The sequence below is a fragment of the Flavobacterium ichthyis genome (genome assembly GCF_009915155.1).
In the GTDB taxonomy this organism is placed as follows: Bacteria; Bacteroidota; Bacteroidia; order Flavobacteriales; family Flavobacteriaceae; genus Flavobacterium; species Flavobacterium ichthyis.
Genome location: NZ_JAABLM010000015.1, coordinates 15,592 through 37,490, shown reverse-complemented (window position 1 = coordinate 37,490; position 21,899 = coordinate 15,592). Strand labels below are relative to the sequence as shown.

The window sequence follows — 21,899 nt, the reverse complement described above, 5'->3', positions numbered from 1 at the left end:
TATAATATCATAATGGTTTTCTACCAGATATTACTCTCAATAGCACAATAATTATTGCAATTACTAGCAAAATATGGATTAATCCACCAGTTGCAATTCCTTCTCCTAAAATTCCGAAAAATCCCAATGCCCAGATAATTACCAGAATTACTGCGATAGTATATAACAAATTTCCCATAATGTAAAATTTTATTGGTTAGTATTGTATTTACAAATATTTAACTTTAAAGCGGTTTCCTTCCTTGAATTATTCTTAAAAGTACAACAATAATTGCAATTACCAAAAGAATATGAATTAAACTTCCTGTTACAAAACCTCCAAGAAAACTAATTGCCCAAATAATTACTAGAATAACTGCAATTGTATATAATAAATTTCCCATGAGTTAATTTTTAAGTTATTTAATAGTTTCTTGTAGTGCAACAACTTTATCATGATGAGCTTGCAAAGTAGTAACTTTTCCCATCAACCAGTTTTTCAATTCTACATCGGTAGTTTTCTCAGCGTTTTTACGATAATCGTCTATCGCATCTTTGTGGTCTTTTGCAATTCTATCTAAATATTCTTTGTCAAAGTTTTTAGCTTCAACTTTATTTAAACGATCATACTCTTTTTGTCCGTCATCCGTTAAGGCAGTTGGAATAGAAATTTGTTTACTTTGCGCCAAAGTAGAAAGTTCATTAAATGATTCGTTATGTTCATTTTCAACAGTTTTGGCCAAGTCTTTCACTGCTTGTAACATCGCTTTTACTTGTGCTACTTTAGCTAATTCTCTTTGCATTAAATCAAATTCAGCTGCATCAACAGCAATTTCGGCGTTGTCTTCTAATTTATCTGACTCGTCAAATTTTGCCTCGTTTGCTTCCTCTGCTACTTCTTTAGGATCTTCTGCTTTGTTCTCATCTTTACAGGAAACTGTTCCTAAACTTAACGCAATTACGCCAAGACTCAAAATAGCTTTTCCAAAAATTTGTGGTTTTTTCATAATAATAATTTGTTGGTTAGTTAAAACTTTTTTTTCTACCATAAAATTACTTTAACGTTAAAATTTAACACTTATAAAATTAGTTCATTATGTTACAAAATTTTAACAGTAGCCTTTTTTGGATTAAAAAACTATCGTTCAAAAGAAAAAAGTGGTGCATCAGGGTTGCTTTTTCCCAATATTTCATTCCTTATCATTTCGGCAGCAATAGTACTAAATGTAATGCCATTTCCGCCAAAACCTAATGCAAAATAACTATTTGGCAATGGCTTGTAACTACCAATATACGGTAATCCATCTTTGGTAGCACCAAAGGTTCCCGTCCATGAAAATTCCTTCTTAAATGGAATATCCGGAAATAATTTTTTAAAGTCGTTAACTAATCCCTCAGCTTTTTTTTCCAGCAATGCGTCTCGCTTTTTAGGATTTTGAAAATCTTCATCTCTTCCACCAATCAATATTCGGTTGTCTGGTGTGGTTCTTAAATATAGATAGGGATCAGCAGTATTCCATATTAATACGTCATCTTTCCAAAATTTTCTTTCATTAAACTGCTCACTTACCACCGCATAAGTTGAAAGGAGATCCACAACTTTTTTATCTATAAAATCAACTACTTCATAACCCGTAGCATAAACGATTTTTTTTGCCTTGATGGTAAATCCGTTTTCTGTTTTGGCATCAATCCCTGAATGTTTCGTTTTGATATCAACTACTGGACTGCGATCAAAAATGTTGGCGTGTTTACTTTCACCATTATATTGGAGCAATTTATGCGAAAATGCGTAGGCGTTCGTCTCTGCCGCTAACGATGATAATATTGCCGCAGGCGCTTTAATGTTAAATTGTTTCTCAATGTCTTTTTCAGTCAAAAATTCCACATCAAAACCGGCTTCCTTTCTCGCTTTAAATTCTTTTTCGAGCATTGAAACGTCCTTTTTGTATGCGGCAAAGAATAAACTTTTGCGTAAGCAAAAATCTTTTATCTCAAGATCCTTTGCAATTTCTTTTAATGTCAAAATGGCTTCGCCACAAAGTTGGTAAGCTCTTTCTGCATTTTTTTTCCCAACCATGTCAATCAGTTTATGAAGTGGCGTATCAATCTCGTATTGCAGTAATGAAGTACTGGCAGAGGTACTTCCTAAACCTATTGTTCGGGCGTCAATTGTGGTACAATCAACTCCTGCTTTAAGCAAATAGTACCGTACTAAAGCACCGGAAATCCCGGCTCCAAGAATTAAGACATCCGTTTCAATATTTTTGTCGAGTTTTGGAAACGTGTGTGGCAAACCATCTTTAATTAACCATAGTGGCATTCCTGATTTTAAATTCATAGCTGTTTTTTACTCTAAGTTAAAAACATAATAATTAAGCTCATTAATTTTAGGACAACTTTAAGTCGTGTCTTGTTATTAATTTTATTTAAATTAAAAATATTTTAGCTTTGCACAAGTATTTTCCAGGTTATGATAAATCCTTCAGCATCCGGTTGGATCGATAAATTTTTTATAGAACAGCACCATTTGCAACTTCCGGTGGTGATTTATCCGCGTGAATTTTACGAAAATGTTCGCGCTACAGGATTTATATATGGATACGTGACGCATTTCGACACACCTGTGGATATTGATAGTAAGGGTTGGATTTCTGAAGAATTTTCTAAAGTAGCACTCCTCAATACCTTGTACGGAATTTTTGGTTTGGTTACTCACGAGACAGACCCAGCCAATTTTATCAATAAATCGATTGCTTTTTACGAACAAATGCATCCAAAGGGCTTTAGTTTTTTAGACAAAATGCTACCAGAAAATCCACCGAGTAACAATTTGGAAAAGATTATTGCAAACCGAGTACAGACTAACGAAAACATCATCAGCAAAAATTTTTCGCATATTTTAACTAATGCGCTACTTTTTATTGATGTTTTAGCATTTTATCATTTTTTACGGCAAGGAAATATTCCCGAAAATTATTTACGGAAGCTAGAAGAAACTCTCGTAAATCTTGTTTCAAAAGCACTTGAGGTAAAAACCTTAAAGTCCGATTATGACAAATTAATAATAAAATTGTTCGAATCATCAGTACGTTACACAAAATTTTCCAAGACCGAAGCCAAAGACATTAGTTCACTGGAATTAGATAATTTTAAAGAAAATCTCGAAAAATACTATTTGCTGGACTTAGCAGGCTTGGCAATGTGGACGGACAATGAAATGGAAGAAAACGAAAAAAGTTTCTTATTTGAATTAGCTAAAAATATGAATATCCCGGCGGAATTCGTAGCTAATAGCATTACGCAAACGAACCTTTTTATTCAGGCACATCAAAAGAAGATTCCTTTTTTTAATTATTCTAATCCAGTTAAACATTTTTATGACCACGCTACGCAAAATGTAAAAGTACTCATTACCCGAAACAGCCACCGCCTGAAAAAAGAATTGAGCAACAACGCCGAGTTGATGATGCTTCTTTCTAAATCAATAAATCAAAATTTAGATTCAAAAGAAAAGAAAAAAGTCAAAAAACAGCTACTTGAAATATGTAAAACCGTCCCGTCATTGACCATTTTTTTACTTCCGGGAGGTTCACTTTTATTACCAATTTTAGTAAAATTTATTCCGCAACTCTTACCGTCCGCGTTTAATGAAAATAATAGCAATTAGCAATTAATACTTCGTAACGTTGACATTTTTTCCAAAATTAATTTAAAGAAAATATTATCTTATACTTCTTGCTGGTATCCTTTTTTACGACTGTACACTTTCAACAAAATAAATCCGATAAGTCCGGCCAAAACTGATGCCACTAAAATGGAAAATTTGGCTTCAGTTTGTAAAAAAACTTCGTCAAAAGACAATAACGCAATAAATATAGACATGGTAAAACCTATTCCTCCTAAAAGACCTAAACCTAATACATGAATAAAATTAGTATTCACAGGTAATTCACAAACTCTTCCCTTAACTGCCAAAAATGACATCAAGAAAATTCCAATTGGTTTACCTAGAAACAATCCTAAAACAATTCCTAAACCTAAGCTGCTAGTCAACCCTTCAACCATACCACTTTCAAAAGTGATATTGGTATTGGCTAAGGCAAAAATAGGCATGATGATGAAATTTACAGGTTGGGTTAAAGCGTGTTCTAAAATTTCTAATGGTGATTCTTTATCAACATCATTGGTGGGTAAAGTAATAGCGGTCAAAACCCCAGCAATAGTAGCATGAATACCAGAGTGATGAATTAAATACCACATTACAACACCTGGAACGAGGTAGCAAAAAATGTTTTTCACCCCTAATCTATTGAGGATAATTAAAAAAGCAAAAACACCTGCAGCATATCCTAAATAATCTAAATGCAACTCTTTTGAATAAAAAATAGCAATAACCAAAATAGCAATTAAATCATCTACGATAGCCAAAGCTGCCAGAAAAATTTTCAATCCCGTGGGAACACTTTTTCCTAAAAGCGATAAAATGGCTAATGCAAATGCTATATCTGTTGCCATAGGAATTCCCCAACCGTGAATTGTTTCAGGTGAATTGTTGTTGAAAACTGTGTAAATTGCCGCTGGAACTACAACTCCTCCAATAGCAGCTAAAACAGGTAAAGCAGCCTGTTTAAGTGTTGAAAGTTCACCTTCAACCACCTCACGCTTAATTTCTAATCCTACCAAAAGGAAAAATATTGCCATTAATCCATCGTTAATCCAAAGTAGAATTGGGTAACGAAGTTTTAAACTTTCGGTTTCAAAACCTAATGGAATATTAAGGATTTCGGCAAAATCATCAGCCCAGTTTGTATTAGCAATTATCAAAGATATTGCAACTGCAAAAAGAAGTAAGATTCCACCCGCTGAAGATGATTTAAAGAAATGTGGAAAAATTTTTAAGTTGATTAACTTAGTCATCTAATATTTTTTTTAATGAAAATTGACAAAAAAAAGGCCGTCTCAAAAAAAGACAGCCTGTAATCAAGCATAAATAATTTAAGCTGATTTTTCTAGTTTCTTTTTAGCTTTTCTTTCTTTGTACAATTCTGTTAAAGCACCTCCAACCCAATAAGGAAGGAAACTTACCAAAAAAATCATCAACCAAAAGCCCATGGTTAAAATGGTAAGGAAAAGTAAAAAGCCTAAATACTGCTGAAATTCAAACATGTTTTCCGGAATTTTTTGAATACCTGCCAAAGATAAGGCTTAAAATTTTTTCTACCAATAAAATTCATTCAAAAAAAAAACAAATGTTTCTCTTTTTATACCTTAATATAATGCTTATTTTTGGGCAGTAAAAAATCAAAGTCCAAAGATGATATCTACCCATCAAACCATTTCTATTCCATTAAGCAAAGGTAAAATGCTGATTTCTTTAATATTGGCTTTAGGGTTTGTAGGATTATCTATTTACTTTTTATCAGCGAAAGATTATTTTTTACACATTATAAATTCTCCAGTTCTTATTTCAATTGTTGGGATTGCTGGAATCATTTTTTTCGGATTTTCTGCCATAATAATTATTCGCAAATTATTAGTGCCAAAGGAAGGTCTTATTATTAATTCACAAGGAATTACTGACAATTCAAGCGGTGTTAGCGCAGGATTTATTCCGTGGGATATTATTGTTGAGATAAAAGAAGTTTCAGTAATGAACCAAAAATTTGTTTCGATACAATTAAATAATCCGGAAAAATTTATTGCTTCACAACAAAATAATTTCATCAAAAAAGTAATGACCGTTAACCATGAAAAATTTGGAAGTGCGGTATCAATTTCGGCTAATAATTTAAAAACTAATCACGTACAATTACTGGATTTGCTGCAAAGCCATTTAAAACAATACAACCAAATTACTCAAAACAACTAAAAATTTTATGCAAATGAGTTTTAGAATAGAAAAAGACACTATGGGTGAAGTGCAGGTTCCTGCAGATAAATATTGGGGAGCACAAACAGAGCGTTCCCGAAATAATTTTAAAATTGGTCCTTCGGCTTCAATGCCAATGGAAATAGTAGAAGGATTTGCCTATCTAAAAAAAGCCGCCGCTTATGCTAATCACGATCTTGGCGTTTTATCAGTAGAAAAAAGAGATTTAATTGGTGCGGTTTGTGACGAAATTTTGGCTGGAAAATTAGCTGATGAATTTCCACTGGTAATATGGCAAACGGGTTCTGGAACTCAAAGCAATATGAACGTTAACGAAGTTATTGCTAACAGAGCTCAGGTTCTTAACGGCGGAAAAATTGGCGAAGGGGAACAAATTGTAAAAGCAAATGATGATGTAAACAAATCCCAATCTTCTAACGATACCTACCCAACGGGAATGCACATTGCAGCCTACAAAGCTGTGGTAGAAGTAACAATTCCGGGTGTTGAAAAATTAAGAGATACACTTCAAAAAAAATCTGAAGAATTTAAAAATGTGGTAAAAATTGGTAGAACACATTTGATGGATGCTACACCTTTGACATTAGGACAAGAAATCTCTGGTTATGTAGCGCAATTAAATTACGGTTTAAAAGCCTTAAAAAATACGCTTTCACATTTATCCGAAGTAGCTTTAGGTGGAACGGCTGTTGGAACTGGGTTAAACACTCCTGAAGGTTATGACGTAAAAGTAGCACAATACATTGCCGAATTTACCGGACATCCGTTTGTCACTGCACCGAATAAATTTGAAGCTTTAGCAGCTCACGATGCCATCGTAGAATCACATGGAGCGTTAAAACAATTGGCGGTTTCTTTGAATAAAATTGCCAATGACATCCGTATGTTAGCTTCCGGACCACGTTCGGGAATTGGCGAAATTTTTATTCCAGAAAACGAGCCAGGATCGTCAATCATGCCAGGAAAAGTAAACCCTACGCAATGCGAAGCATTAACAATGGTTTGTGCTCAAGTAATGGGGAACGATGTTGCAATTACCGTAGGAGGTACACAAGGTCATTACGAGTTAAATGTTTTCAAACCGTTAATGGCAGCAAACTTTCTTCAATCTGCACGACTAATTGGAGATGCTTGTGTTTCATTTGACGAACATTGTGCACAAGGAATCGAACCTAATCATAAAAGAATCAATGAATTAGTCAACAATTCACTAATGTTGGTTACCGCTTTAAATACAAAAATCGGGTATTATAAAGCCGCAGAAATTGCACAAACCGCTCATAAAAACGGAACAACTTTAAAAGAAGAAGCCGTTCGATTAGGTTACGTTTCAGCTGAAGACTTTGACGCCTGGGTAAAACCGGAAGAAATGGTAGGAAGCCTTAAATAGTTATGAGTTATGAGTTATGAATTATGAATTATGAGTTGGGAGTTGGGAGTTGGGAGGATTGAGTAATGAGGGTTGAATAATTCGTAATAACTGAAAAGTATGACGGCGGAAAATTTCCGCCGTTTTATTTTTTTCTGACTGCTTATTTTTTACAGCAAAACTTATAACTCCAAACTCTTTTCTCTTTTCTCTTTTCTCTTTTCTCTTTTCTCTTCACTCATAACTCATAACTCATAATTCAAAACCAATGCTTCCGTTTAAAATAAACCACCATCACAACAGCTATTAAAAACATTACCACTAAAGTCACATAGTAACCATTTTCCATTTTCAGTTCGGGCATGTTTTCAAAATTCATTCCGTAAACCCCAACGATAAAAGTAAGCGGCATAAAAATTACAGAGAAAATTGTAAGCGTTTTCATAATTTGATTCATCCGCTGGCTTTGGGACGAAAAAAATAAATTAGAAGCACTATCTAACGACTTCATATCATAATCGATTTGCTCCAAAAGCTCCAAACTTTTTTGATGTAAACGTTCGAAGAAAACAATGTTTGAATTTGACACAATTTTATTTTCAATTTCGTTACCGTGCTTTAGGTTATACATCGCGTCACGCAATGGTACAATTGATCGTTTCAAAAAATTCAAATCTTCCCGTTCTTTTTCAATACGTTCCAAAAAAGTAGATTTATAAGCTGTTTTCGATTCTATCAGCAAAACCTCAATGCCATTTTCATAATTTTCAATCGTCACAAAAAAATTTTCCATCACAGCATCCAGCAATAAATACATCAAATAATCCGCTTTTTTCTTTCGTACAATTCCGCTATGCGTTCGGATTCGCTCGCGTATATGTGTAAAAAAATCGCTCTTTTTTTCTTGAAACGAAATCAGCAAATTGTCTTTCAATAAAAAACTAATTTGCTCCACCCTAACCGATTCACTTTCTTCACGCTGCAAAATTGATTTAATACTAAAAAAAAGCACGTCGTCTAATTCATCCATTTTAGGACGTCTCGCCACATTTAAAATATCTCCAATAACAAAATTTTCCAGTTCCAAAACCTCACCAATCTGCCTGACTACATCTTCGTTATGTAATCCGTGAACATTTAACCATTTTACATCATTTGCCTGATTCTCGTCAGAAATTTCTTTTTTAAAACGATCAACAGTTGCCTTTTTATATTCCTCAAAACCTTCATCATTGTACACAAACAACTGCATTTCAACCGGTTCAGTGTTATAAATCCCGGTGTATTCCAAATAATTCGGTTGCAACTTCCTAACCTCCCGGTACTTAATTTTTCTCACAGCAATAAATTTGAATAAATATAGGAGTTTTTAAAATTCAATTTTAACTTTACAAAAATTTTATTCACCATCAGTCGGATCATTTTTTTCAGGAGCCAATCGACAGGCATTTTTTTAAACGTAGTTCCCGTCGTCGTTTCAATTTTCCCGCTCCAAAAAAAGGAGCAGGAAAGATTTCCACTTTGCCGGGGCTAATTAAAACCATCAGGCATTTTTTAAAGTTTTAAAAAAAGTTTAAGGTTTAAAGTTGAATGTTCCATGTTAAAAAACCAAACTGCTTGAATTTCTTATATGCTTTGTGAAGTAAAATTTTAGTTTTAAGTTTCAGTTTTCAAGTTATCAAATGTCATAATTCATAAATCATATATCCCAAAATGACCACATTAATTACCAATATAAAACAACTGCTTCAAGTTCGGGAAAATCACATAGAAAAAGTTTCCGGAAAAGAAATGGCAGATTTGCCACTCATCGAAAACGCCTTTCTCCTACTCCAAGACAACCTGATTTCCAATTTTGGATCTATGGAAAACTTGCCAAAAATAAACCCTGATAAAACAATTGATGCTACAGGAAAAATAGTTTTTCCAGCCTGGTGTGACAGTCATACTCATATTGTTTATGCCGGGAATCGCGTTCAGGAATTTGTCGACAGGATCAACGGACTTTCGTACGAAGAAATCTTCAATCGTGGTGGCGGCATTCTCAATTCGGCTAAAAAACTAAACGAAACTCCTGAAGAAATTTTGTACCAAGAATCAAAACTACGTTTAGAAGAAGTGATGCAGCAAGGTTCTGGAGCTGTGGAAATAAAATCAGGTTACGGATTGACCGTTGAAAGCGAACTCAAAATGCTTCGGGTTATTAAAAAATTAAAAGAAAATTTTCCTGTTGCCATTAAAGCTACCTTTTTAGGAGCCCACGCTTTTCCTTCGGAATATAAAGAAAATCATGCCGCTTACCTTGATTTGATTATCAATGAAATGCTTCCAAAAATCGCTCAGGAAAATCTTGCTGATTACATCGATGCATTTCTCGAAACCGGTTATTTTTCCATCGAAGAAACCGAAAAAATCTTGGAAGCCGGCAAAAAATATGGACTTCCAGCAAAAATCCACGTCAACCAGTTTACCGCTATAAATGGCATTGAAGCTTGTGTAAAGCACGAAGCACTTTCCGTAGATCACCTGGAAATTGTTACGGACGAGGACATCGAAATTTTAAAAAATTCTATGACAATGCCAGTTGCCTTGCCCTCATGTTCTTATTTTATAAGCATTCCTTATACCCCAGCTAGAAAAATGCTTGAAGCCGGATTACCATTGGCGTTAGCTTCAGATTTCAATCCCGGAACAACACCTTCCGGAAACATGAATTTTGTGGTAGCAACAGCTTGTATAAAAATGAAAATGACGCCCGAAGAAGCCTTCAATGCCGCTACAATTAATGGAGCTTACGCCATGGGAATTTCCGAAACTCACGGCTCGATTACCAAAGGAAAGCGCGCCAATATCATCATTTCAAAACCTGTAACTTCGTTTTACCAGTTGCCGTATCAATTTGGTACAGATTTAATTGACAACGTAATTATCGAAGGCAAAATCATTCGTTAATTAAGTTTCTTTACATAAAAAAAGGAGCTTTTTCAAGCTCCTTTTTTTGTATAGTTTAAATTTATTTTTACCGAAAATTATTTCAATGTAAAGCTGGTTTTAGATACCAATTCACTTTTGTCAAAGATATTTACAAAGTAATTTCCTTTTTCAAAATCTACTCCTTGACCCTCTAAAAATTCACAAACATTAACTGATTCGTTGTTATAAGCAACCGTGCTCACAAAACTATAAGTTAAAGTTTTTTCGCCAAAATTTTCAGTTCGTTTTTCACCAACCACGTTGTTCTTGCTGTCAATAATTTGTACATAATAATTTTTACTGCCTGATTTTGCCACGGCATTTTGTGCAATTGTGAAGCAAACTTTCAATTTATCCGCCCGTCTAGCTCTTTCAGTAACAATTTGTTTCCCCGAACTTCTTTCTTTAATCGCTTCAGCTTTTGTGTTGGTCACCACTAATTTCGACGCTTTTTCCACCGTTTTAGAAAGATTTTCATTTTGAGAAATCAACGTATCATTAAATTTTCTTGATTCGTCAAGTGCAACAGTCATACTGTCTTTTTGGGTCATCAACGTTTGATTCTGAGTTTTTAAACCTTCGTTTTCAGCCAAAAGTGTTTTTAATCTCGCATTCAAAGCATTATATTGTTGTTGTACTTTTCTCAAAGTAGCCACATCACCTTTAGATTTTTCGAGTTCTGCCATTAATTTTACCACTTTTTCTCTCTCGGCAATTAATTCATCCGAAACCGAAGTATTTTCAGCAATAGCTTCATCTAATTTGGTTTTCATTTCCGTTAATTGGGTCATTGCGCTTTCTTTGTCGCTTACCAATTCGGTTTCAGTAGCTTTGGCATCGCTACTAATTTTGTACATGTACACTAAACTTCCCGCCAACAAAATTGCCAGCACTGCAATAATAGCCTTTAAGCTATTGTTGTTTTTCTGATTTTCCATAGGTTTTTTGTAAGGTTTAAAACAAAAATAATTATTTTTTTGGGGGATTTTCTGAAGTGTTAACGCAATTTTTAATAAAAATATTATTTTTGAGGGCAAATATTTTTTATGGAAAAGCTTATTCCCCTCACTATCCACGACTTAGCAAAAATTACAAACTTTAGAAGTGGCGAAGTAAAATTCGGCGAAAAGATGCAAACAGTTCCCAAAGGAAAAAATGTGAACGAATTTTTAAACGAATGTGATGCCCAATTTGTTCTTTTTGGTATCCCGGAAGACATTGGTGTAAGAGCCAATTATGGCAGACCTGGAACCGTTTCTGCCTGGGAAAGTACCATAAAAAGCATTGCTAATCTGCAACATAACCGATTTTGCAAAGGAAACCAAGTGCTTGTATTAGGACATTTGGACACTACAGAAGAAATGGACGAAGCCAAAAGTTTAGATTTCAATAATTCTGACCAAAGAAAAAAATTGTCGGGTTTAGTAGAAAAAGTAGATAAAGAAGTAGCCCATATTATTTTTCAAATTGTAAAATCCGGAAAAATTCCAATCGTGATTGGCGGTGGTCATAACAACGCTTACGGTAATATAAAAGGAACGGCTTTGGCCAAAGGGAAATCGATTAATGCTGTTAATTTTGATGCGCATTCTGATTTTAGAATTCTCGAAGGACGACACAGTGGCAATGGCTTTTCGTATGCTTTTGACGAAGGTTTTTTGAAAAAATATTTTGTTTTTGGTTTACACGAAAGTTATACTTCCAAAAGCGTTTTACACGAAATCAAAAAATTAGAAGACCGCGTTCGCATCAATACTTACGACGAAATTAAAATTCGTAAAGAAAAAGATTTTAACAAAGAAATAGAACGCGCTTACCATTTTATCAATAACGATTGTTACGGTATTGAAATCGACTTAGATTCAATCCCTAATATTCCCTCAAGTGCGATGACTTTAAGCGGATTTTCGGTTGAAGAATTACGCCAGTTTATTTATTTTTTCGGCAAAAATAAAAATGCTTCGTACTTGCACATTTGTGAAGGCGCACCAGATTTGGGCGATGAAAAAAACAGTCATCTTGTAGGAAAATTAATCGCCTATTTAACTACTGATTTTATTAAGGCAAAATCTACGCTACCCGATTAAATTTTAGCAAAAAAACTCAGATGGGTTTTCTTAAAAGAGCAATGATTTTCTTTATTTCTAATTCAAAAAAAATAAAGCCTATCTTTGCCGCTTGCACAAAAAAAAACGTGCATCCTTAAAATATGCTATTCGAAGAATTATCTATATCCAAAAGTTTACAACGTGCCGTTTTAGATTTGGGGTACAAAGAAGCAACTCCTATTCAAGAAAAATCGATTCCTATAATTTTAGCAGGAAGTGATTTAGTAGGTTGTGCTCAAACCGGAACCGGAAAAACAGCGGCTTTCGCTATTCCTATTGTGAACCATTTGCACAAAATTGTAGGTTCGTCTAATAAATCAAAAAAAATCAGAACCTTAGTGGTAACGCCAACTCGCGAATTGGCTTTACAAATTGGCGAAAGCTTTGACAATTATGCGAAATATACTAATTTACGACAACTTACCATTTTTGGAGGCGTTTCGCAAGTGCCGCAAGTGGATGTTTTAAAAAAGGGAATTGATATTTTAATTGCCACACCTGGAAGATTATTAGACCTTCATAAACAGGGATTTATTGACCTTGATCACTTGCATACATTGGTTTTAGACGAAGCTGACCAAATGCTGGATATGGGTTTCATTAACGATGTTAAAAAAATTGTGAAACTTACGCCAACCAATCGGCAAACACTTTTATTTTCGGCAACAATGCCAATGGCAATCCGTGAATTAGCCGAAAATTTCTTGAACAAACCGCAATATGTTTCGGTAACTCCAGTTTCTTCTACTGCCGAAACCGTGCAACAACAAATTTATTTTGTAGCTAAAGAAGACAAACGAAAACTTTTGTATCATTTGCTTCGCAATGAAAATATCAAACACGTTTTGGTTTTTGCCCGAACAAAACATGGAGCCGACAACGTGGTGAAAGCCTTGAAAAAAAATGGCGTTACTGCCGAAGCTATTCATGGTGATAAATCTCAAGGAGCAAGACAACGTGCTTTGGATAATTTTAAAAACCGTGAAGTTGATGTTTTGGTAGCGACTGATATTGCAGCTCGAGGCATTGATATTGACCAATTGCCACACGTGATTAATTTTGATTTGCCCAATATCCCGGAAACATATGTTCACAGAATTGGCAGAACCGGACGTGCCGGAAACGGTGGAATTGCAATTTCTTTTTGCGGAAAAGACGAAGAACCGTATTGGAAAGACATTCAAAAATTGATAAAAGTAAATGTCAAAACAATCAAAGATCATCCCTTTCCATGGAAAGAAACTGAGCCAAATCCAGACGCAAAACCTGATTTAAGAAACAAGAAAAAACCTTCAGGCAAAAACAATTCACGCAAGTCTGAAGCTTCTAAAAAAAATAAAAAACGCTGGTATTAACCGGCGTTTTTCGTAGTTTTGGCTTTCTGAAAAAAAATAATTCCCCTGTTATGAAAAAAATTTTGTTGACCATTTTACTTTTAGCTTTTCAACATATTTCTGCCCAAGATGTTACGATTATGAGTTATAACATTCGCTTAGATGTGGAAAGCGATGGCGAAAACAAATGGGCAAACCGCAACGATTTTTTAACTGATCAGGTAAAATTTTATGCTCCAGATTTTATGGGTGTTCAAGAAGCTTTACCTCATCAAATGCAGTTTATTGAGGTAAATTTGCCCAACTACGATTACATCGGGATTGGAAGAGAAGGCGAAAGTAAAGGTGAATTTAGCGCCATTTTTTTCAATGCCAAAAAATTTAAAATGCTTGAAAACAGCACGTTTTGGCTTTCGGAAACACCAGAAAAAATTTCCAAAGGTTGGGATGCCGCTTACAATAGAATTTGTACTTACGGACTTTTTCAAAATAGAAAAACCAAACAAAAATTTTGGGTTTTTAACACGCATTTTGATCACGTTGGCGATGTGGCAAAAGTGGAAAGTTCAAAATTAATTTTGAAAAAAATAAATGAAATTAATGCTAAAAAACTTCCGGTTTTATTGACTGGCGATTTTAATTTAAAAGAAGAAACCGCACCAATAAAAGAAATGTTAGCGGGATTAGACTTGGCGAAAAATAAAAGCGTGACAAAACCTTTTGGTCCTGATGGTACTTTTAGCGGTTTTCAATATAACAAACCCGTGAAAGATAGAATTGATCATATTTTTGTAAGTAAAACCGGCGTTAAAGTACTTAAATTTGCCACTTTTAGTGATAGTAAAGATTGTCGATATCCAAGTGATCATTTGCCGGTTTATGCGGAAATAAATTTTGAATAATCAACTTGCAATGGCAATATAATTGTGAATGGTATCAAAAAATTGTTTTGGGTCGAAGGGTTTTATGATTACATCATTCATTCCTACATGAATTGCTTGATGGTAAACTTCCTCACGATTATAAGCAGTTAAAGCAACTATTGGTATTTTTTGATCAATTTCCCGAATTAATTTTGTGGTGTCAAAACCGTTTAACATTGGCATATTGATATCCATCAATATCAAGTCGAAATTTTCGTGTTTAAGTTTATCTATAGCGGCATATCCATCATCAACCACGTGACAAAGATGTCCGTTTTTTTCTACATTTTTGCGAGTTACTAATTGATTTATTTTATTGTCTTCCACTACTAAAATTTTATAGGTCTTAGGTGAAATGCCTAGATTTACTTCAATGCTGTTGATGTAATCGTTAACCATTTGTGCGTCATTAAGAAACGGGAATGAGAACTTTATGGTAGTTCCAACATTTTTATTACTGTCTATCGACACCGTTCCTCCCATCATGGTGACAAGCCTCTTGACTAAAGTCAACCCTAGTCCTATGCCTTTATAACCACCGTCTCTTCTATCAATTTGTATAAATTCATCAAAAACAGTCTGCAAATTCTCTTCCTCAATTCCGCAACCCGAATCTTTTATCGTAAATTCTATCCAAATGTTTTTTCCATCGACTTTTAAGATTCTTGCCTTGATTAAGATGTTTCCGTTTTGGGTAAATTTTAAAGAGTTATGCAAGATGTTGATTAAAATTTGCGAAAGCTTACATTTATCAGCCATCATTATTTCGGGTATTTCAGGATCACAATCAATTTCTATTTTGTTATTACTTGAAAGCACATAAAAATGCAAAGTGGTTTGACAACGTTCAATTTGCTCATATAGGTTAAATGCTTGATAGCTAATATTTTCTTTGTGTTCTTCTATTTGGCTTATTTGGAGTAAATCATTTATTAAAAAAAGTAAGTATCTACCTGAAAATTTAAGCGAATTTATGCTTGAATTTTCCGCAAGTTGAGGATAATCTTCCAGTAACATATCAGCAATTCCAACCATACCATAAAGAGGTGTTCGTAATTCGTGTGAAACTTTTGAAATAAGTTGACTTTTTATTTTCGAAGCTTGTTCTGCAGCAGTTTTAGCGAGAGTAAGTTTAGCATTTTGTTCAATTAATTCTAAATTAACATTTTCTCTATATAAATGATTATTGTAAAAATTGTGAATTAAAATCGAGAGAATAATGATGATTAAAAGTCCTAGGATAATTATAATACGAGCATGAGCCATATTCTTGTCTTTTAATAAATTTTCGGCTTCAATTTTTAAAATTTCGCGCTTGGTTTCATCGAGCTCAATTTTCATGCTCGAATGTTGTGCGTTGTGACGTAGTTCCTTGTCGAAAAGATTTTGTTTTAGTTGTATAAACTGGTCATTTAAAAGATATGCTTTTTGAAAATTTTTAGTTTCGTATAAATGACTTGAATAGGCTTCGTAAGCCTCAGCAAGTGGCGCTAAATCTGGAAGTTTTTTACCTAGAGAAATTGCGATATCGAAATTTTCGTTAGCCTTTCCCGGATTATTGATTTGACTATAGTAAATTCCTTTTAACGTATAATAATTCACTTTTGCAATATCATCGCCATGCTTATCAATGTTTTGCTCTATAAACTGAAGATTTTCAAATCCTAAATTAGTTTTTTTTAGATTAAAGTATGCCCACGCAAGATTTAGCTTTGTATAAATTATTGATGTTGTGTCCCTATATTTCTCGGAAATAGCTAGCGATTTTTGATAATATTTAATGCTCTTGCGATACTCTTTTTTATCGAAATTATATATATTACCAATATTGTTGTTTATCCAGTCTAAAATCTGTTCATTTTGGCTACTTTCCGCAAAGTACAAAGCTTTATTGTAGTATTGTAATGCTTTGTCAGAGTCTGATAGACTTTCATGGCAACCTGCAATTATGTTATACGCCATTGCAACGTAATCATCGTGATTATTGCGATAAGCTAATGTTAACGCTTTTTTTGAAACTTCGAGTGATTCGCTTATTTTAGATTTCTCAAGCAAATAATCAGCTTCAGTGATTAAAGCGTAAACTTCTTCACGTACTGCTACATTTTCTTTTTGTGTGAAAGCGGTGGTGAAAAAGAAAATTAACAAGAAAATCATTCTATTGGGGAACATAGACTAATTTTTACGTAAAATTACATAAAAATAAAAAATCCTCATAATTTAATGAGGATTTTGTGATAATTTGGCAATCTAATTCCTAATTAGTTTTTTATATTTTATTCTGGTAGGCATAATATCACCTCCAAGTCGTTTTTTCTTATTTTCTTCATAATCAGAAAAACTTCCTTCAAAAAAATATACTTCAGAATTTCCTTCAAATGCAAGAATATGAGTACAAATTCTATCTAAAAACCATCTGTCGTGAGAAATAACAACTGCACAACCGGCAAAATTTTCTAAACCTTCTTCTAATGCTCTTAAAGTATTGATATCTAAATCATTGGTTGGTTCATCTAAAAGCAACACGTTTCCTTCTTCTTTTAAAGTCATAGCAAGATGTAACCGGTTTCTTTCTCCTCCAGAAAGTGTTGAAACTTTTTTATTTTGATCACTTCCAGCAAAATTAAATCGGCTTAAATACGCACGGGAATTAACTTGTTTACCTCCCATCATTACTAATTCTTGACCGTCAGAGAAGTTTTCGTAAATAGATTTTTCTGGGTCGATATTAGAATGAGATTGGTCAACATACGCAATTTTTACAGTTTCGCCAATAGAAAATTCACCTTTGTCAGGTGTTTCTTCGCCCATAATCATTCTGAAAATCGTGGTTTTTCCGGCACCATTAGGACCGATAATCCCAACGATTCCTGCTTGTGGTAATGTGAAGTTTAGATTTTCGTACAATAATTTATCGCCATAACCTTTGGCAACGCCTTTGGCTTCAATTACATTTGTTCCTAATCTTGGACCATTTGGGATGTAAAGCTCTAATTTTTCTTCAAGTTGTTTTTGATCTTCATTTAAGAGTCGATCATAGTTTTGCAACCTCGCTTTTTGCTTAGTTTGACGACCTTTAGCACCTTGACGAACCCAATCCAACTCTCGTTCTAATGTTTTTCTTCTTTTAGAAGCCACTTTTTCTTCTTGTTCCAAACGTTTTGATTTTTGGTCTAACCAAGAAGAATAATTTCCTTTCCACGGAATCCCTTCGCCTCTATCTAATTCTAAAATCCATCCGGCAACATTGTCTAAGAAATATCTGTCGTGGGTTACTGCTATGATTGTTCCTTTATATTGTTGCAAATGTTGTTCAAGCCAATGAACTGATTCGGCATCGAGGTGGTTAGTGGGCTCATCTAAAAGTAAAACATCAGGTTGTTGCAGTAAAAGGCGGCAAAGTGCTACTCGTCTTTTTTCTCCACCTGAAAGCACTTTAATTGGCGTATCAGGATCTGGGGTACGAAGCGCATCCATTGCAATTTCTAATTTAGTATCAATTTCCCAAGCTCCTAAAGCATCGATTTTATCTTGAAGCACCGCTTGGCGATCCATCAATTTGTCCATTTTATCTGGGTCAGAATAATTTTCTTCGAGCCCAAATAAATCGTTGATTTTGTTGTATTCTTCCAATACTGCCATGGTTTCGGAAACACCTTCTCGAACAATTTCAATCACTGTTTTGTTCTCGTCCAATTGCGGTTCTTGCTCTAAATAACCAACAGTGTAACCTGGTGCGAAAACCACATCACCTTGGTAATTTTTATCAACTCCGGCAATAATTTTTAGCAAAGATGATTTTCCGGAACCGTTTAAACCTAAGATACCAATTTTGGCACCATAGAAAAAACTCAGGTAGATATCTTTTAAAACTTGTTTGTTCGTGCTTGAGTAAGTTTTACTTACCTTCGACATCGAAAATATTACTTTCTTATCGTCTGACATATTTTATTTTTTATTTTATTTAATTGAAAATTGGCGATTTCTATATCTGAAAATCAAATACTCTAAATTTAATATCTGAAATCATAAATCTAAAATCTTAAACCCTACCTTTTAGCGAACTAAACACCCATGCAATTGCAAAAAAACCGATTCCAACGGCTCCAAAACCCCATCCAGCGACATCATTATATCTAAAAGCGCCAAGGCAAACCAGTAAAATTCCCATCAAGATCATTATAAATGAAGCCCAACCGAGAATTGTATTTTTGTTCATTCCCATTTTTTGATTTTATTTTTACCGCAAATATCGTCATTAATTAACTGAACTACAACTAAAATTGCAGTTCCATTTCATACAAATCGAAGCCTAAGTCCCAGTAATCTTTTATAATATTTTGCAAAACAAATCCTTGCTTTTCGTAGTATCTGTAAACCAATTGCGAAGTTCTAACGACTACTTTCTCAACTTTGTCAAATTTGGCAATCTCTTTCAGCCGATGTTGTAATAACAACTTCCCTATTCCTTGCCTTTGAAAATCCGGGTGCAAAATATCCCAAGAAATCCGAACAGTTTTACCCTCATCCCAAAAATTAAATCCGCCGCATCCTACAACTTGGTCTTTTTTTGTGACAACAAAATAATATTCGACTTCATTATTAAGGTACTGTACGTAATCCCCTTTTTCTTTTTCCGAAAAAAACTCAGGCGTATTCAGTCGTAACAACTCTAATAAATATGAAACATCCAATTGATTGAATGGGCGAATTTCAAGCATTAGTTAAAAATTTTGACCAACATTTCTTTCAGAAGATCTTCTTGCGGAACATTTGCTGCTCCAACTCCTTTGCTTTTCATGTCCATTTCTCGAATGTTTCCAATAATTTGACTTACTTTTCTCATCGGATATGTTTTTAAAGCCACTTCATACTCTGACATAAAGAAAGGATTTACACCTAAAACAGGTGCAGCAATTCTCGGATTTTTATCTTTCAACCCGTGATATTTTAGCAAGGTTACAAAAAAGGCAAAAACTTGACCAGTTGTCAATACAATAGGATGATCCTTTGGATTTTCGGCAAAATATTTAATGATTTGGAAAGCTTTTTTTTCCTTCTTTTCTGCGATGGCTTTCCGCAATTCAAATACATTAAAGTCTTTGCTAAAACCGATATTTTCTTCAATAACTTGAGGCGTTACAATTTCGCCAGGTTTTAAAATGATAGCTAATTTGTCAATTTCATTGGCAATTTTGCTTAAGTCATTTCCTAAAAAGTCAACAAGCATCGCAGCTGCTTTGGGTTCAATCCCTATTTTTTTTCCTTGTAAAACCCGTTTTAGCCAATCGCCAACTTGATAATCCTTAAGTTTTTGACTCTCATAAACCAAACCATTTTTATCTATTGCCTTGAGAGTTTTCTTACGTTTGTCGAGGGTTTTGTATTTGTATGCCATCACCAAAACCGTTGACGGTGTTGGATTTTCGGCATACGCCAAAATATTATCAATTGTTTTGGATAAATTTTGTGCTTCTTTTACGATTACTACCTGCTTTTCAGCCATCATCGGATACCGTTTTGAGGTAGAAACAATATCATCGATTGAAACATCTCGCCCGTACAAAACCGTTTGATTAAAACCCTTTTCGTCTTCAGAGAGTAAATTATCTTCTAAATATTCCGTGAGTTTGTCAATAAAATACGGTTCTTCACCCATGAAAAAATAAATGGGTTTAAGATTTCCGGCTTTGATATTATCGATAATTTGTTTGGGTTCGTCGAGCGGATTTTTTTTCATCAGCGTTTATTATTTTAAAGATAGAATCGATAAGATTTATCCCGAAAATCTATCTTTGTAACATGACAAAATTAAATTTCCCGGCCTATCAATTCCGCTTCAAAAATAGCGAAAATAAAGTAGCCATTTTTGACGAAATCAGAAAAAAATTTGTGATTTTAACTCCCGAAGAATGGGTTCGTCAACACGTAGTGCGGTTTTTGATTGAAGATATGAAATATCCAAAATCATACATTAACGTTGAAAAAATTATAAGATTAAATGGTTTAACTAAACGTTACGATGTGGTTGTTTTTCAACCAGATGGAAGATTATTTTTGTTGATTGAATGTAAATCTGCGGACGTAATAATCAGCCAGCAAACATTTGATCAAATTGCCAGGTATAATTTAGCACTCGAATCAAAGTTTTTAATGGTAACTAATGGATTAAATCATTACTTTTGCCAGCTTGATTATCAAAATGAGCGGTATAATTTTCTTCAAAATTTACCCGATTTTGCTAAATAACATTGCAAAAATTTCTTCAAAAAAAATGAAAAAAATTGCGGTTGTAATTTTAAATTGGAATGGTAAAGGTTTGCTCGAAACTTTTTTGCCTACAATTTTAGCCTTTTCTAACGAAGCAAAAATTTATGTTGCTGATAACGCTTCAACCGATGACTCTGTTGAGTTTGTAAAACAAAATTTTCCCGAAATTAGCATTATCCAAAATAAAGGAAATTATGGTTTTGCAAAAGGTTATAACATAGCTTTACAGCAAGTTGAAGAAGAAATTTATGCCTTGGTAAATTCGGATATCGAAGTGACTGAAAACTGGCTTGAACCTGTATTACAAATGTTTGAAAGTGAAAGTGATACCGCCATTATTCAGCCTAAAATTTTAGATTATAAAAACAAGAAAAAATTTGAATATGCTGGAGCAGCTGGAGGATTTATTGATAAATATGGTTTTCCTTTTTGTAGAGGAAGAGTATTTCAGGAACTTGAGGAAGATTTAAGTCAATATGATGATGCGTATTCTATTTTTTGGGCTTCGGGTGCTTGTTTTTTTATCAGGAAAGAAGTTTTTAGAGCGTTAGAAGGTTTTGACGAAGATTTTTTTGCGCATCAAGAGGAAATTGATTTATGCTGGAGGGCTTTCAATAAAAATTATAAAGCAAAATATTGTGGATTTTCAACGGTTTACCACGTTGGCGGGGCAACTTTGAAAGAATCGAATCCACAGAAAACATTTTTAAATTTTAGAAACTCATTATGGATGCTTGTTAAAAATTTGCCCTCAAAAAAAATGTTTGGGGTGTTATTTATCAGGCTTTCACAAGATGGTTTGGCGGGATTAAGGTTTCTTATTCAAGGAAAATTTACTCATATTTGGTCAATATTAAAAGCACATTTTTATTTTTATTTGTATTTTTTTAAATTTCTAAAGAAAAGAAATTCAACGCAGTACGTAAATTACTACAAAATAAAAAGCATTGTACACTATCATTTTCTCAAAAAAGGCAAGATATTTGCTCCGTGATTTTTAACATTTGTTTATAATCGCAAATTTTTTAACCTTTTTAATAATCTGTAAAT

General features: G+C 33.9%; 22 protein-coding genes. 9 read left to right on the top strand and 13 right to left on the bottom strand.

The genetic code is table 11. From position 1 onward, the window contains the following. Nucleotides 1-7 precede the first annotated feature (7 nt). From GV828_RS11595 to GV828_RS11580, 4 genes are all read right to left on the bottom strand, one after another. Complete coding sequence (locus GV828_RS11595) at nucleotides 8-178, bottom strand: lmo0937 family membrane protein (RefSeq protein WP_166537669.1); 171 nt, start codon at nucleotides 176-178, stop codon at nucleotides 8-10. Between the two features lie 46 nt (nucleotides 179-224). After that, the gene (locus GV828_RS11590) at nucleotides 225-383 is read right to left on the bottom strand and encodes a lmo0937 family membrane protein (protein WP_166537668.1); all 159 of its coding nucleotides are present in this window, start codon (nucleotides 381-383) and stop codon (nucleotides 225-227) included. 15 nt (nucleotides 384-398) lie between these two features. After that, nucleotides 399-986, bottom strand: a complete 588-nt coding sequence (locus GV828_RS11585) for a DUF4142 domain-containing protein (protein ID WP_166537667.1) — start codon at nucleotides 984-986, stop codon at nucleotides 399-401. A gap of 131 nt (nucleotides 987-1,117) precedes the next feature. Next, entirely contained in the window at nucleotides 1,118-2,320 is a 1,203-nt protein-coding gene (locus GV828_RS11580) for an NAD(P)/FAD-dependent oxidoreductase (RefSeq protein WP_166537666.1), read from the bottom strand. A 132-nt stretch (nucleotides 2,321-2,452) separates the two neighbouring features. On the opposite strand from GV828_RS11580, the gene GV828_RS11575 reads away from it, so the two are divergent. Next, the gene (locus GV828_RS11575) at nucleotides 2,453-3,649 is read left to right on the top strand and encodes an LETM1-related biofilm-associated protein (protein ID WP_166537665.1); all 1,197 of its coding nucleotides are present in this window, start codon (nucleotides 2,453-2,455) and stop codon (nucleotides 3,647-3,649) included. A 59-nt stretch (nucleotides 3,650-3,708) separates the two neighbouring features. On the opposite strand, the gene nhaA is transcribed toward GV828_RS11575, so the two are convergent. Both nhaA and GV828_RS11565 read right to left on the bottom strand, forming a co-directional pair. Beyond that, the gene (gene nhaA, locus GV828_RS11570; RefSeq protein WP_166537664.1) at nucleotides 3,709-4,899 is read right to left on the bottom strand and encodes a Na+/H+ antiporter NhaA; all 1,191 of its coding nucleotides are present in this window, start codon (nucleotides 4,897-4,899) and stop codon (nucleotides 3,709-3,711) included. Between the two features lie 78 nt (nucleotides 4,900-4,977). Further along, nucleotides 4,978-5,178, bottom strand: a complete 201-nt coding sequence (locus tag GV828_RS11565; protein ID WP_166537633.1) for a hypothetical protein — start codon at nucleotides 5,176-5,178, stop codon at nucleotides 4,978-4,980. A gap of 118 nt (nucleotides 5,179-5,296) precedes the next feature. On the opposite strand from GV828_RS11565, the gene GV828_RS11560 reads away from it, so the two are divergent. Both GV828_RS11560 and fumC read left to right on the top strand, forming a co-directional pair. Beyond that, nucleotides 5,297-5,851: an STM3941 family protein gene (locus GV828_RS11560; protein ID WP_166537663.1), complete on the top strand. Its 555-nt coding sequence runs from the start codon at nucleotides 5,297-5,299 to the stop codon at nucleotides 5,849-5,851. Nucleotides 5,852-5,864: 13 nt separating this feature from the next. Next, nucleotides 5,865-7,262: a class II fumarate hydratase gene (gene fumC / locus GV828_RS11555; RefSeq protein ID WP_166537662.1), complete on the top strand. Its 1,398-nt coding sequence runs from the start codon at nucleotides 5,865-5,867 to the stop codon at nucleotides 7,260-7,262. Between the two features lie 238 nt (nucleotides 7,263-7,500). Here the strand turns inward: fumC and corA are convergent, their stop codons facing one another. Beyond that, on the bottom strand, nucleotides 7,501-8,580 hold the full coding sequence (gene corA, locus GV828_RS11550; protein WP_166537661.1) for a magnesium/cobalt transporter CorA: 1,080 nt from the start codon (nucleotides 8,578-8,580) through the stop codon (nucleotides 7,501-7,503). A gap of 374 nt (nucleotides 8,581-8,954) precedes the next feature. On the opposite strand from corA, the gene hutI reads away from it, so the two are divergent. After that, a complete protein-coding gene (hutI, locus tag GV828_RS11545) occupies nucleotides 8,955-10,193 on the top strand; it encodes an imidazolonepropionase (protein WP_166537660.1) in 1,239 nt (412 codons plus the stop codon). 77 nt (nucleotides 10,194-10,270) lie between these two features. On the opposite strand, the gene GV828_RS11540 is transcribed toward hutI, so the two are convergent. Next, nucleotides 10,271-11,152, bottom strand: a complete 882-nt coding sequence (locus GV828_RS11540; protein WP_166537659.1) for a hypothetical protein — start codon at nucleotides 11,150-11,152, stop codon at nucleotides 10,271-10,273. Nucleotides 11,153-11,260: 108 nt separating this feature from the next. Between GV828_RS11540 and GV828_RS11535 the strand changes: the two genes are divergently transcribed. The 3 genes from GV828_RS11535 (at nucleotide 11,261) to GV828_RS11525 (ending at nucleotide 14,558) form a co-directional block, all read left to right on the top strand. Beyond that, nucleotides 11,261-12,301, top strand: a complete 1,041-nt coding sequence (locus GV828_RS11535; RefSeq protein ID WP_166537658.1) for a formimidoylglutamase — start codon at nucleotides 11,261-11,263, stop codon at nucleotides 12,299-12,301. Nucleotides 12,302-12,423: 122 nt separating this feature from the next. Beyond that, the gene (locus GV828_RS11530; RefSeq protein ID WP_166537657.1) at nucleotides 12,424-13,677 is read left to right on the top strand and encodes a DEAD/DEAH box helicase; all 1,254 of its coding nucleotides are present in this window, start codon (nucleotides 12,424-12,426) and stop codon (nucleotides 13,675-13,677) included. A 50-nt stretch (nucleotides 13,678-13,727) separates the two neighbouring features. Next, nucleotides 13,728-14,558, top strand: a complete 831-nt coding sequence (locus GV828_RS11525) for an endonuclease/exonuclease/phosphatase family protein (RefSeq protein ID WP_166537656.1) — start codon at nucleotides 13,728-13,730, stop codon at nucleotides 14,556-14,558. Here GV828_RS11525 and GV828_RS11520 read toward each other — a convergent pair whose 3' ends face one another. The 5 genes from GV828_RS11520 to holA all read right to left on the bottom strand — a co-directional run bounded on the left by GV828_RS11520 (nucleotide 14,559) and on the right by holA (nucleotide 20,319). After that, the gene (locus GV828_RS11520; protein ID WP_166537655.1) at nucleotides 14,559-16,751 is read right to left on the bottom strand and encodes a tetratricopeptide repeat-containing hybrid sensor histidine kinase/response regulator; all 2,193 of its coding nucleotides are present in this window, start codon (nucleotides 16,749-16,751) and stop codon (nucleotides 14,559-14,561) included. Between the two features lie 78 nt (nucleotides 16,752-16,829). Beyond that, nucleotides 16,830-18,524: an energy-dependent translational throttle protein EttA gene (ettA, locus tag GV828_RS11515; protein ID WP_166537654.1), complete on the bottom strand. Its 1,695-nt coding sequence runs from the start codon at nucleotides 18,522-18,524 to the stop codon at nucleotides 16,830-16,832. A 97-nt stretch (nucleotides 18,525-18,621) separates the two neighbouring features. Further along, entirely contained in the window at nucleotides 18,622-18,804 is a 183-nt protein-coding gene (locus GV828_RS11510; RefSeq protein WP_166537653.1) for a CAL67264 family membrane protein, read from the bottom strand. A gap of 52 nt (nucleotides 18,805-18,856) precedes the next feature. Further along, nucleotides 18,857-19,300: a GNAT family N-acetyltransferase gene (locus GV828_RS11505; RefSeq protein WP_166537652.1), complete on the bottom strand. Its 444-nt coding sequence runs from the start codon at nucleotides 19,298-19,300 to the stop codon at nucleotides 18,857-18,859. Continuing rightward, nucleotides 19,300-20,319 carry a DNA polymerase III subunit delta gene (gene holA, locus GV828_RS11500; RefSeq protein WP_166537651.1) on the bottom strand — a complete coding sequence of 340 codons (1,020 nt, stop codon included), beginning with the start codon at nucleotides 20,317-20,319 and terminating at the stop codon, nucleotides 19,300-19,302. Before holA ends, GV828_RS11505 begins: the two co-directional genes overlap by 1 nt. A 62-nt stretch (nucleotides 20,320-20,381) precedes the next feature. On the opposite strand from holA, the gene GV828_RS11495 reads away from it, so the two are divergent. After that, the gene (locus GV828_RS11495; RefSeq protein ID WP_166537650.1) at nucleotides 20,382-20,828 is read left to right on the top strand and encodes a type I restriction enzyme HsdR N-terminal domain-containing protein; all 447 of its coding nucleotides are present in this window, start codon (nucleotides 20,382-20,384) and stop codon (nucleotides 20,826-20,828) included. Nucleotides 20,829-20,853: 25 nt separating this feature from the next. Next, nucleotides 20,854-21,843 carry a glycosyltransferase family 2 protein gene (locus GV828_RS11490; protein ID WP_166537649.1) on the top strand — a complete coding sequence of 330 codons (990 nt, stop codon included), beginning with the start codon at nucleotides 20,854-20,856 and terminating at the stop codon, nucleotides 21,841-21,843. Nucleotides 21,844-21,899: the final 56 nt, after the last annotated feature.